We start from the raw sequence: 11,839 nt of genomic DNA on the forward strand, positions 1-11,839 counted from the left end.
GAACGAAACGCGTGGCACGCGCGCGGCGCATTCGCCTGTCGCAGTCAGGCCGAGGGCGACGCCTGCAAGTTTTCCGCAGCTTGCGGATTGAGCAGAAACTTCCAGATTGCCGCACCCAGCGCGCCGCCAATGAGCGGTGCAACCCAGAACAACCAAAGCTGACCGAGAGCATCCGTGTGCGCGAAAAGCGCGACCGCGGTCGAGCGCGCCGGATTCACCGAGGTATTTGTCACGGGAATCGAAATCAGGTGGATCAGGGTGAGGGCCAATCCGATAGCCAGAGGCCCGAAGCCGGCGGGCGCCAGCTTATCCGTCGAACCGAGAATCACGATCAGGAACCCGGCAGTGAGCGTGATCTCGATCACCGCGGCTGACACGAGGCTATAGTGTCCCGGCGACAAGGCCCCGTAGCCGTTGGACGCGAAACCGCCGACATCGAAACTCGGCGCCCCGCTGGCGATTACATAGAGCACACCCGCCGCGGCAACGCCACCGACCACCTGTGAGATCCAGTACGGCAGCACGTCGCGCCAAGCAAATCGGCCTGCGACCGCCACGCCCAGCGTAACTGCGGGATTGAAATGGCCGCCGGAAATGCCACCGACGGCATAGGCCATCGTTAGAACGGTCAGGCCAAAAGCCAAAGCAACCCCAGCAAAGCCGATGCCCAGGTTCGGGAATGCGGCAGCCAGCACCGCGCTGCCGCAACCGCCGAAGACAAGCCAGAAAGTACCGAAAAACTCCGCCGCTAATTTCTTGGTCATTGTAATACTCCACTCGGAGCCTCAAAATAGGTACGGTTCGAACACATATTAAATATGTGTGAACCCCGAAACCACCTCCGGTAGCCCCCTGGAGTGAGGCTCCGACGTGGCTGCGCATCAAGGGTAGCAGAAAACAGAGAGAAGTCCTACAAATTATCTGAATAATGAATCTTGTTAAAAAAACAACAACTTATCGTCGTTTTGTTTCGAACTGCAGGATGTCTTCGCTTCCCGAGTCAAACTTAAATTCCATCACTGAAAAGAAATTCAAACAATAAAACCAGCATTTTCGATAGTTATGCTCGCATGAAATCTATGGCCTCATGACACTCAGGCGATCAGGACTGGCACTCGCAGCACTTGGCCAACAGATTTTCAGAGAAAATAACCGACCGAATCGAGTCGGAAAATGCTGGTTACGTCAAATTAGGCCAGAATCAGACTTTCACAAGACCGTTTCTGAAGTCCATTGTGAGGACGGTCGGCACCCCCGTTTCACGGAAGGTTATCGAGCGGTTGAACACCCGCCTTTTTCAGAAATCAATGTCGCGGCGCCCAACCTTGACCTAAAAAATACTTTCGAAAAAAACTCTGACATCATGAAATATTAAGTCAAATATTGGCCTGTTATTCAGGCGTAATGAACGGTTGAGCAAGTTTTTGTGTCTTAAAATCGGGTTTCAATTTACACCGGCCCTTCACCGAAACCCCGCACCTTCATGAAGGACGTTTGTGGAGTGCAGCCCTCCCGGCTGAAAGGCAATTCATATGCAGTCCCGCATGTGAGTCGCCAGTCTGACGTACAAGCGTCTGATTGCCATTCTTTGACGCTCATTGGGACGTTGTGGGGTAAGGCGCAAGCCGACGACGTCATGAAAACAGCCTGGATAAGAGCGAGCGCCACACCAAGCGCTCCCCACACTAACGGACCTGAACGGTTCGCGCTGCAATACAAGTAGTGCGTCAGAACGAGACGAAACTATGGCCATCGATGAAGAAATCACCCTGAAAAAGTTGCAGATATTTCAGTCGTTCATGACGCTGGGCAATGTCGCGCGCGCATCGGAGGCGCTTGGGCAGAGCGCTGTCAGTGTGCACCGCGCGCTGCGTTCGCTAGAAGATGGGTTGCGCTGCCCATTGTTCAAGCGCGACGGGCGCAAGCTGATTCCGTTGGCGACGGCTTACGTTTTTGCGGATCACGTCAAGCGCATTATTAACGAATGTGACACCGGCATCCGCCGCACTCGCGAGGCGGCTGGCTTCACCTCGCCCACGATGAAGCTTGGCGGGCTGTATTCGCTTACCGTCCGCACGATCCCACGCGTACTGGCCGGCCTGAAGACAAGACGCCCGGCACTCGACATCGAGCTCACATTAGGCGCAAATCGCGACCTGCTAAGTAAATTGAAGGATGGGCAGCTCGATGCGGTGCTCATCGCGTTGGGCGAACCGAGCAACGCCGATTTGCTCACCGTGCCGATGTTCGAAGACGCGCTTCAGTTTGCTGCCCCCGTTAACTCTCCCTACGCAGCGTATTCCGAGATAGACCTGCAGGCTGTGCGCGACGAGAAGTTTGTCGCACCCAGTGATGAATTTGCGGAATATCGGGACTTCGTCGAGGCTTTCCAGAAGGCTGGTTTTCAACCCAATATTGAATTGCACGTAGGCGACATTTTCTCGCTGATGAACTTTGTGAGCGTCGGCATCGGCTACGCGTTGCTTCCTCGCCGTGTCGGAGATTTCAATCCCAAGATTCAGTTGATCCCTCTCGACGAACGCTACGCTGTCAATCAGCATATTGGACTTGTTTTGCCGCGTAATCGAGAGCGCGAACCCAACCTCCTCGCTTTATCCGCGGAGTGTCGGCTGCTCGGGGCCGAATGGTCTCGGTACTCGGAAGAGGGAGGCCTGCCGCCCCCCGTGATTCCTGGGGGCGGCTCCACGTAACTACGGATCGGGCCGTCTTCGTACCGTAGTGCACTCACGCAGTATCGAGTAGTCCTATGCGAGCCGCTTTGAACACCACGGCGACTCGAGAGGAAACGCCGAACTTGCTGCGGATGTTCATCATGTGGAAGTTGATGGTCGCCTCCGAACACGAGAGTATCTGCGACATTTCCCATGTCGATTTCCCGCTCGCCATCCACTTCAAGCACTCCTTCTCGCGCTTGGTCAGTTTGGGAACAACGGCCTCGATGTGGCCTGCAATATGTTCCTGAGCACTCTCGACGGCAATGTCGCGCAGCAATGTCAACGCCGGCAGTTGAAGAGACAAATCGCAGTTGGCCTTCGCCGTGAAGTCTTCGCCACTTGCAAGCGATAACATCCCGACTTCTCGACGAGGGCCGTGGATCGGAAAGACAAGTCCACTTCTGGCTCCCACCATCGAGGCTGCGTCATATAACTTGCGCTCGAGCGTGGAGGCCGATGAACTCTCCCCCCATATGATCGGAAGCGACTGAGCGGTAATGTGCTGAACTAGCGGCTCTACGAAAAACAACCTCTGTTTCATGTAGAAACCGAGCCAGTCTGATGGGTAGTTATTTCTTACGTAAGCGTGTCCAAAGCCGGGGCTCTGGTTAGGAAAAATCGAAAAAAGCGTGTACTCGAAACCGTGATGACAAGCAAGGCTAGCTAAAGTATCGAACCACTCCTTTTCATTTTTCGCACCTAAAAGAGCAGACGCATCGCCGAATATCTGTCCCACCGTATCACCCCCCCGTGGACGCCCAAAATTGTCAAATTCATGACGACATTCTTCGAAAACTCTTTTTGCAACCGCTGCGGCCAGGAAGCGCCGCTTTGTTTTCTTGGGGCGGGGTCTGAGGTTAGCGTTCAGCGTTTTTGTAGAGCCCTCGGTCGCCGACCCAAGGCCGTATTTCCTACCAGATCCGCCGGAGTCGGCCGTCAAGGGCCAGACAACCTCCATCTTGCGCCGGCATCGAGCAGAGACTAAACCGGTACAGCATCCACTCGCCGACAGAGGCTCGGACATCACCGATTGTCAAGTCCATACTGGAAGCCGCAAGTCCGAGAGGCATGTTCACGAGACAACCGTGAAACCATAGCCTTTTAACTTGCAATATAGTTTGTATACCAATATATCTCGGATTTCAAGTTATCCTTAATTTTTACCCCGTTTCTTACAAACTTAGTCAAGTTATTTTTATTACTTATCGGCAAGAAAAATTCGATGATTCCCTCTCATCCTGAATGGTATACAGGGGGATATTCGTGGACTACGGAGCGGGAAGCCGGTCATGACGCGCGGATACATTGGAGTCCGTGCGGAACGCGCCGACAGAGGAACGGGAAGCCCCTTGACGTGACGTGCGGGCCAAGAAAGGAAGCCGCTTGGCCAACCCCACTCGCAGGGGGTGATAAAAAGATGATCTGGAGCGGCGCACACATGCGTTCACGGGAAAGCCGATCCGGGTTGACCAGGGCAAGCGCGGCGGCCTCAGCGCCGCACTTGCCCGCAACAGGCTTATGGAATGGGAACGGCTTGGTCTTCCGGCTTGAAGTGGAAGTCGTAATCGTCGCTCAGCGACGCGGGGGGAGTAATGCGGACGATGGGAATGAAACCGCCGCGGGTGACATTGTAATAATCTTTCTGATCTTTCTGGGCATTCGCGAGCGCCTGACCACCGGCGTCGTTGCCGACCGCCACGTAGAAGAATGACTGGATCGGCAGCTTGGAAGGATCAATGGTTGCAGACCAGGCTGAGATCACCAACTCGTTGTGGTCGTGGAACTCGGTCTCGCCCAGTAGCTGCATCGCTTTGATGACTTGGTTAAAGGCGTCGGTCGTGTCTTTATATGGCGAACTGTGCCGCACGTCGAAACCACATTGATAGAGGTTCCTGTTACTTCCTCCAGGCGCCGCATTCCAGTGGTTCAGCCATGCCTGAGCGGTAAAGATCCCTTGCTGCTGGCAAAGGACGCTCTGCGAGGGAAAGGTTTGCGTAGGCCCGCACCCGTGGTCGGTAGGCCGATGGTCGGTCCATCCGTCCATGGGAAAAGCGCACAGTACCTCGACTTTATCCTGGCCCGACGGTCCCTTGTACGGACCGAGAGCCGGAAACAGGGTGAGTCCGTTAGTACCACCACTCTTAAAGCCCCCGAACTTTGCATCTTTGCGAAGATAGGAGAACGAGATGCGGCCGGTCGCCACATCTTCCGGGGAAGGTTGCCAAGAATAGTAGCCCGGACCCGGTACGGTTTCGCGGATGAGAATTCCGGTGCACAAGAATACTGGTGCTGTATTACTGCCGCAGTCACCGTGCGTATCCATATATTGATGCCACATATCGCGCGCCGTGTGGGAGCTTGTGGCCGCCTCGGCGGCGTTGGCTAGAGAAGCACACAAGACGGACGTCGTAACGAAAGCAAGCTGAAGCAGTATCTTCCTCATCTCTCCCTCCTAGGCGCAGTGCGCATTGACGCTGAATTGTTGGCAGAGACAACTGCTTCAGCTTCACGTCGGCATCGACGGCATGCTCTCTCTACGTAGTAGCGAGTCTAGCCGAGTATGAAGCCAGGGAAACCTATCAATGCTGCTAGCTGAACCCTGGAAATATGTGGAGGCCTCAGGCGCCGAGCGGGGAAGCCAATGTGGGAGGAGCGATTCATGCAAGTCCAGATGGCACGGACTTTGCGCGAATGAAGGGCATATAGTGGGCTGCCAACAATAATGAGTGGCCGTGAACAAAAGACCTTCTACGAGGTGGAATTATGTGTATTAGCTGTTCCCCGCGCCTGGCTCGCACCGACGCGCCGGCTGACATGCCATCGATCGCCGTCGATCGGCTGAGCCGCTAGGATAGCTGGATAATCAGGATCAGGTGGGGTTGGGGATGGTGACGCCGGAGGTTGCAATGACGAGCGGGCCAGCGGTGGCCCTCTCATGGTTTCGCCGGCACTCTAGGACGTGTCAGGAATTTCGTGTGCTGAGGCCGGTTAAAGGTCTCAGCTGATGGCGGAGGTGAATCGCTCGCCGAACAGAATGGCGAACTGATTGACGGCTTGCCGCCAGGTGATAGGCGGCATCTTCCAATCCTTTTCGATGTTGCGCAAGGCCAGATACAACAGTTTGCTGGCGGCTTCGTCGCTCGGGAAGTGGCCGCGGTTCTTGACGATCTTACGCAACTGCATGTGCATGCTCTCGATAGCGTTTGTCGTATATACGATTCGACGCACCTCGGGTGGATAGGCAAAGAAGGGAATCACCTGTTCCCATTGGCGCTGCCACATGGCCGCGACGGTAGGGAATTTGCGACCCCATTCGCTCTGTGCAAAGGCGTCGAGCGCCGCTGCCGCCGCCTCGGCCGTGGCGGCCTAATAGATCGGCTTGATCGCGGCAGCCAGCGGCTTGCGGTCCTTCCAGCTCGCCAGATTCAGCGAATTGCGGATCAGATGCACGATGCAGGTCTGGATTTGGGCGGCCGGATAGACCGCCTCGATCGCTTCGGGGAAGCCGCGCAAACCGTCGACCACCGCGATCAGGATGTCGTGCAAACCGCGGTTCTTCAGCTCGTTGAAGACCTTCAGCCAGAACTTGGCGCCTTCGGTTTGCTCGATCCACAAACCCAGCACTTCCTTGCGGCCGTCGGCGCGGATGCCCAGCGCCAGATAGACCGCCTTGTTCTTGACTGTGCCTTCGTCGCGGATCTTCAGCCGCAGCGCGTCGAAGTACACGATCGGATACATGGCCTCGAGCGGGCGTTGCTGCCATTGCTCGACGTCGGCCAGCACCTCGTCGGTGACCGTGGAAATCAGGTCGGGCGACACTTGCAGCCCATACAGTTCCAGCAGATGGCCCTGAATCTCGCGAACGCTCATGCCGCGTGCATACATGCTGATGACGTGGTCATCGAAGCCCGGCAGCCGGCGTTGATACTTGCCGACCAACTGCGGCTCGAACGTCGCCTGCCGATCGCGCGGAATATCCAGCTTCAGTTCGCCGTTGGGCGTCAGGACCGTCTTAGGGCTGGTGCCGTTGCGGTGGTTGCCGGCCTTGCCTTGCTCGGTCTCGGCTTCCAGATGGTGGCTCAACTCGGCCGCGAGCATGCGCTCGGCCAGCTGCTTCTTGAGCTGGCCGGCCAATCCAGATTCACCTAGGATCGACTCAGCGTCCTTGCCCTGCACCTGGGCAAGCAATTGATCGATCAGCTCATCGGGGAACAGCTTCGGCGCCTTCGGGTTCTTGCTCTTCTTGGTCACTGTTGAATCGGTCATAGGACGTTAGTTCCGTTATCGTCTCATGACCTCAGCACACTAAAAATCTGACAGGCTCGCACTCTACTACGCTATCGATACGACGTTTTCACGAGCGCGACGACGTCACCAACCGTCACGAGTTTCATAAGCCGATCGCGGGTTAGCGTAATTCCCCACCGCTCTTCGAGCACCATCACGAGTTCAATCAGCTCGAGCGAATCCAGCGCCAACTCGTCGGTCAACCGCAGTTCAGCGGTCACGCTTTCAACAGGCAGTCCGGCCAGTTCCGCGATGACCTGCTGCACCGCGCTTCCCAAGTCCGCTGCATCTATGGTGACGCTTTCGGATCCGATGCTCATGACCGGGCCTCTTCGATGGCATCCGAACGACCATGGCGTGCAGTGGCCTCTGACGTGACGGGGTGCCGAGCGGGCGAAACTTCGGCAAACATGGGCTTTCTCTTGCCAATGCGAGGCGCCTGGTCGGCGATCAAGTGTGCGTTCTTCTTTGCCTCGATACGCTCCAGGAGCGTGTCGTACACCCGTGCGAGCGGATCGATCCGTGAAAAACCGTCGGTCGTTCGCACAATCACGCTCTTCCCGCCTCTGGTCCATTTACCATCCGTGCCCCGCTGCCATCCCCCCGGTGTCTGGTAATCGGCAACTGGCACACCGACAGGCTGCGCCTTCGGCTCAACGTCGCTCGCCTTTATCGCCTCTGCCCCGCCACCGTTGACCACCACCGAAGGGGCAACCATGGAACGCGCTCTGGAGGAACGTGGCGTCCCACTGTGTACCTCCGACATATCGGCCCGCCGCGATCCTTCCGGATTGTCCGCGATTCGTTCGGACTCCTCGGACGCCGCGGAAAGAGACGCCCCAGGCCCCTCGTTCTCAACGGGCCTGGCATCCTGACTCTGGTCAGCCTCCAAGGTTTGTTCACTCTCGAAATCTGGCACATGCCTGCCCGGTGTCGCGGTAGCGGGTGATGCCCCATCCACCGAAGGCGGGTCGGCCGAGACGCCCGTACCGTCCGCGCCGTTACGTCCCCTGACGTTTCGCAACAGCTCCGGGCTGGCGTCCTCCTGGTGCAACGCGGTGGCAATCATGCGCAACTTGACGCCCGGTGAGCCCGCTGCCACCGCCGACTCGAAGGCATGGGCTTTCATTCGCTGTTGCGCCTGCGCCGCATGCCGGTCCTTCAAGTCATAGACGTCCCCCACGAGGCTTCCGCCGAGGCACTCGCTCACGCCTTCATGTGTCGCCCGCCTCGTGTATGCCTCGGACGCGGTCTGCGCACTCAAAGCGTGTTTTTCCCATAGCCGAAGCGTGAGCTTCTGGAACTCGCCGAACTTTTTCCTGATGGTCTCCCCATCACGGGTAACGTCGCTGCCGTCGGTTCGCTTCACGCTGGCTGCCGAGCGAACGAACCCTGAAAACACATCGGCGATCTTCTGCAATTCCCGACCATCCGCATTCGCCTCTTCGGCCAGGGACAGCTTATGCAACACCGTCGCCACGTTATCGAGCTCGTCGCGGTCCAGGCTTGTGAACTGCAGGGCGGCGAACGCCACTCGGTCCGCTTCGTCGAGCAGGCATTCGAGATATGCGCGAGCATTGCGCTCTTCCGCCTTCTTGTACCGGTCTCCCGGGGCGCCGGCAAAACAGGTTTCGTGCACTTGGGCATCGCTGTGCGTCGCACTCTGCACGTGCGCGACCTCCTCGCCGATCACTCCGCACGTCGTGCACGGGATGGCCATTGCCACGTCATCGGCGAGCGCTTGCCCCAATCCCCCTGACATACCACTAGTGCCCGCGACAGGAAGGCCCTGAGCCGCGTTGCCTACGAAATTGACACCGACGAGATTCGATTGCCGCTCCTGTCCATAGGGCGGTGTGGCCAGCGCCATCGGGGCTTGGCTCACAATCGCTGAAGTTCCCATGATCGCTCTCTTCTATATTCCGATTTGATCCGTGTGCTTGTACCGAGTGTTGAGATCGAGCCTGTCCTCTGCCGTCAGTTTTGCAGGTAGCCCTTCCACACCTCCTGCATAGCGGCGATCGTGCTACTCAGCACCTTGACCAGATTGTCGTACACCGTAATGCGGTGGCTGTACTTTTCCGCCATCGTCTGCACCTCGGTTTGTATGCCGTTTTCCTCGGAAATGATGCCGTTCGTCCACCACGCCTGGTACTTGGCGTTGTCGATCGTCCAATCCTTGCCCTCCCCGTCCAGACTCTTGATCATGGCCTGCAACCTGCCAGTATTGATCACCACCCCGTAAGTGCCGTCGGCCTTCTGTTTCAGCGTCACGGTGTTGCCGAACTCGCGTTGCAACGCCTGAGCCTGTGCAGCTGTCAGCGAAACGTCCTTCATGGAAACGCTGAACTTATCCAACACCTTCTGCAGCAGCCCCCTGATGGCTTCGGCATCAACCACCATGTTCTTGCCATCCGCGTCCGCATGCATGTGCTGCGAACACTCCGCGATGGCTTCCGATACGTCGGAATAGAACTCGGTCAGCGTTTGCATAATGTCGGCATACGCATCCATCGTCGCCTTGTCGCCGACGAGGACGCCGAAGATTTTCTCGAACATTTCGCGGTCCGATACCACTTCGTAGCGGTCGTCCTCGGCGGAACGCAATCCGATACCAGGGCTGCGAATGCCGTCGCCGCGGCTCCCTACGCCCTCAGTGCGCCACTTGTCGTACGCCTGCACGAGCGCCTCCGTCGGGCTGTTGGCTTGTGCGCCATGCCTGTCCAGCTCAGCGATCGCACGCTTCAACTTGCCGAGCTTTGCATCGCGCACGCGTGATTCCACGCGAAGCTGGGAGGCGAAATCATCGGCGTTATCGCGGTCGATATGTCGAATGACATTCACGCTTCCATTGCCGTCCTCGGCCAGCGTGTTCTTGTATCCGATCTTCTCCGTGTCGTTCGTCATGTCACCGGGCAATTGAGGAGCAAAATGCAACGCTTCATTGCCCAACGGTGGATTATTCTGAATCGCGATAGCCAACTTTTGCTCCCATATCATCGTTTTTCGGTGCGTACCGCAACGCCGTCAGCCGCACCGATCATTCCTGGTCAATCAGGAACTGCCGCCGGTCCTTTCCCCTGATCCAGCGCGGCTCCATACCGCGTCCGGTCCAGGTTGCGCCCGTCGACGCATCCCGATACTTGGGCCGGACCGGCACCGAGGGTTTCGGGCGCTTGTGCCGCTCGAAAATCTCCTGTGCCGTGATCCCGTACTCAGCCACCTTGGCACGAATGTCCTCGATGACCGCCTGCTTCAACTCGCGCCGCATTTGTTCAGCGCGGCGGGCGAGTTCTTCGGCTTGTTCCCTTAGTTCGTGGTAAGTCGCCAAAGTGCTTTCCTCCCTATCGCGAAATCGATTTATGACTCACATCGAACCCCCTTTGGAAGGCGTATCCCTCTTGGCGAAAGGCGCATCACTCACGCTCAGGCCCGCAAGTTCGACGCCACCTGGCTTGCCACGCCGCCGTTAGCGTTGCTCACCTGCAGTGCGAGGTCATGCATCTTCTGCATCATTTCATGCATTCTCTGAGCATTCTCGTGATCTCCGTTCGCCGTCGAACCGGTGGTCTGCTCGTTATTCTGTTCGAGGGCCTGCTGCGCACGTTCGTTGCTTTGCTCCAAGCCCGAGATGCCTTCCGCCTGATTCTTTGCAATCAGGCCGGCCGTGTTGACCGTCGCGCCAATGTTCTGCTGCTTGGTGCCGACGATCTCGTTCTCCTGATGGTTGATGTTGTGCATGTCGATGCGATACTGGCGTGCCGCCCGCTCCTCCGACAGCACCGACGCATGCTCGTCGCTGAGCCGGTTTCCATCAGGCTCGACCGAAAGACGCACGGTCTCGCCGTTCGGGCGGTGGAGGCCCAGGTTGGGCGACTCGCCTTCGGCCAAGGTCGGCGCATTCCTGCCGCGCAGCGCGAGTTGCTGCTCGTAGTCGAACTTCCTTAGTTCGGCCTGAGGCTTGAGCTCGGTCCGGATGGAGTCGGCTCGAGTGTTGAGCCCCTTGAGCTGCATTGCCCCACCGCCCACGCTCAGCGCTCCCAGCAACACACCACCACCGATCGCGCCGCTCAACATGGCCTGCCCCTGACGCTCGAGCGAACTTGCCTGTGACATCGCAGCCTGGCGCTGGAGCGCCACCATCTTGCTTTGCATCCTGAGCTCGCTTTTCTGCGCTTTTCGTAGCTCCGCAGCGATCTTCAGAAGCACGTTGAACATCTCGTCCTGCACACCGCTGCCGAAAGTGCCGCCTACGCTGGTGTTCGCCGCCCCAGGCTCGCTCGCAACGTCGCCCACGCGCCCGGTCGTGGTCTTGCGTTGGCTCGCGTCGGGGCGCGATGAAGCACCGCCGAACCGATCGAGCAAGGTGTCAACGCTCATCGCCACGGACGGATTCTGGGATAGTTCCTTCTGTTTTTCCTGCATTTTTGCGACGCCGAGCGCAACTTCGCGCGCGACCTTCGGTGTGTCCGCCGAAACTGTCGGCGGTGTCAGGTCGGGATCGCCCGATTCTCTCAGCGTCACCGCTTGACGCAGCCGCGGGCTCTCGCTCGACGCACCCTCCACGCTCGCGTAGCGCGTTCTCATGGTCGAGACAACGAACTCGACGAGCGCCCGTTCGTCCTTTTTGGTATCGAATGGGTTGAGTCGGTTCGTTTCCCGACCGACAGCCGGGTCTCGCGACGGATCAACCCGTTGACTTCCGAGCTGCGAAGGATCGGGAAGAACGCGCTGGGATGCGATGGCGACGACTTCGGTCATATTGATTGGCCTCCGAAATGTTGGATCGATAGTGTTGGATTGACAGAACCTGAGTA

At 57.9% G+C, this 11,839-nt stretch carries 9 protein-coding genes and 1 pseudogene; 1 reads left to right on the forward strand and 9 read right to left on the reverse strand.

Annotated features, from left to right (window positions below; genetic code table 11):
• Nucleotides 1-44: 44 nt before the first annotated feature.
• Complete coding sequence (aqpZ, locus tag RO07_RS12700; protein WP_218026587.1) at nt 45-770, reverse strand: aquaporin Z; 726 nt, start codon at nt 768-770, stop codon at nt 45-47.
• A 975-nt stretch (nt 771-1,745) separates the two neighbouring features.
• Between aqpZ and RO07_RS12705 the strand changes: the two genes are divergently transcribed.
• On the forward strand, nt 1,746-2,711 hold the full coding sequence (locus tag RO07_RS12705; protein WP_052267250.1) for a LysR substrate-binding domain-containing protein: 966 nt from the start codon (nt 1,746-1,748) through the stop codon (nt 2,709-2,711).
• 34 nt (nt 2,712-2,745) lie between these two features.
• Here the strand turns inward: RO07_RS12705 and RO07_RS12710 are convergent, their stop codons facing one another.
• The 8 genes and pseudogenes from RO07_RS12710 to RO07_RS12745 form a co-directional block, all read right to left on the reverse strand.
• Complete coding sequence (locus RO07_RS12710) at nt 2,746-3,675, reverse strand: helix-turn-helix transcriptional regulator (RefSeq protein WP_160118123.1); 930 nt, start codon at nt 3,673-3,675, stop codon at nt 2,746-2,748.
• 576 nt (nt 3,676-4,251) lie between these two features.
• Nucleotides 4,252-5,178 carry a hypothetical protein gene (locus RO07_RS12715; RefSeq protein WP_039411155.1) on the reverse strand — a complete coding sequence of 309 codons (927 nt, stop codon included), beginning with the start codon at nt 5,176-5,178 and terminating at the stop codon, nt 4,252-4,254.
• A gap of 554 nt (nt 5,179-5,732) precedes the next feature.
• Nucleotides 5,733-7,001 (reverse strand): annotated as a pseudogene (locus tag RO07_RS12720) (IS256 family transposase).
• A 71-nt stretch (nt 7,002-7,072) separates the two neighbouring features.
• Nucleotides 7,073-7,342 (reverse strand): acyl carrier protein, encoded by a 270-nt coding sequence (locus RO07_RS12725; RefSeq protein WP_039411157.1) that lies wholly within the window; start codon nt 7,340-7,342, stop codon nt 7,073-7,075.
• Nucleotides 7,339-8,925 (reverse strand): hypothetical protein, encoded by a 1,587-nt coding sequence (locus RO07_RS12730; protein WP_039411158.1) that lies wholly within the window; start codon nt 8,923-8,925, stop codon nt 7,339-7,341. The genes RO07_RS12725 and RO07_RS12730 overlap by 4 nt, the downstream gene beginning before the upstream one ends.
• Before the next feature lie 74 nt (nt 8,926-8,999).
• Nucleotides 9,000-10,004, reverse strand: coding sequence for an IpaD/SipD/SspD family type III secretion system needle tip protein (locus RO07_RS12735; protein WP_160118124.1), 1,005 nt, complete (start codon nt 10,002-10,004; stop codon nt 9,000-9,002).
• A 58-nt stretch (nt 10,005-10,062) separates the two neighbouring features.
• Nucleotides 10,063-10,353, reverse strand: a complete 291-nt coding sequence (locus RO07_RS12740) for an H-NS histone family protein (protein WP_039411160.1) — start codon at nt 10,351-10,353, stop codon at nt 10,063-10,065.
• 95 nt (nt 10,354-10,448) lie between these two features.
• Complete coding sequence (locus tag RO07_RS12745) at nt 10,449-11,783, reverse strand: IpaC/SipC family type III secretion system effector (protein WP_052267252.1); 1,335 nt, start codon at nt 11,781-11,783, stop codon at nt 10,449-10,451.
• Between the last annotated feature and the right edge of the window lie 56 nt (nt 11,784-11,839).

Origin of the sequence: Pandoraea pulmonicola, from assembly GCF_000815105.2 — a bacterium.
Taxonomy (GTDB): Bacteria; Pseudomonadota; Gammaproteobacteria; order Burkholderiales; family Burkholderiaceae; genus Pandoraea; species Pandoraea pulmonicola.

Coding starts and splice junctions, on each gene's coding strand:
- RO07_RS12705 (WP_052267250.1), top strand. CDS start 1,746: ATGGCCATCGATGAAGAAATCACCCTGAAAAAGTTGCAGATATTTCAG.
- RO07_RS12715 (WP_039411155.1), bottom strand. CDS start 5,178: ATGAGGAAGATACTGCTTCAGCTTGCTTTCGTTACGACGTCCGTCTTG.
- RO07_RS12725 (WP_039411157.1), bottom strand. CDS start 7,342: ATGAGCATCGGATCCGAAAGCGTCACCATAGATGCAGCGGACTTGGGA.
- RO07_RS12730 (WP_039411158.1), bottom strand. CDS start 8,925: ATGGGAACTTCAGCGATTGTGAGCCAAGCCCCGATGGCGCTGGCCACA.
- RO07_RS12745 (WP_052267252.1), bottom strand. CDS start 11,783: ATGACCGAAGTCGTCGCCATCGCATCCCAGCGCGTTCTTCCCGATCCT.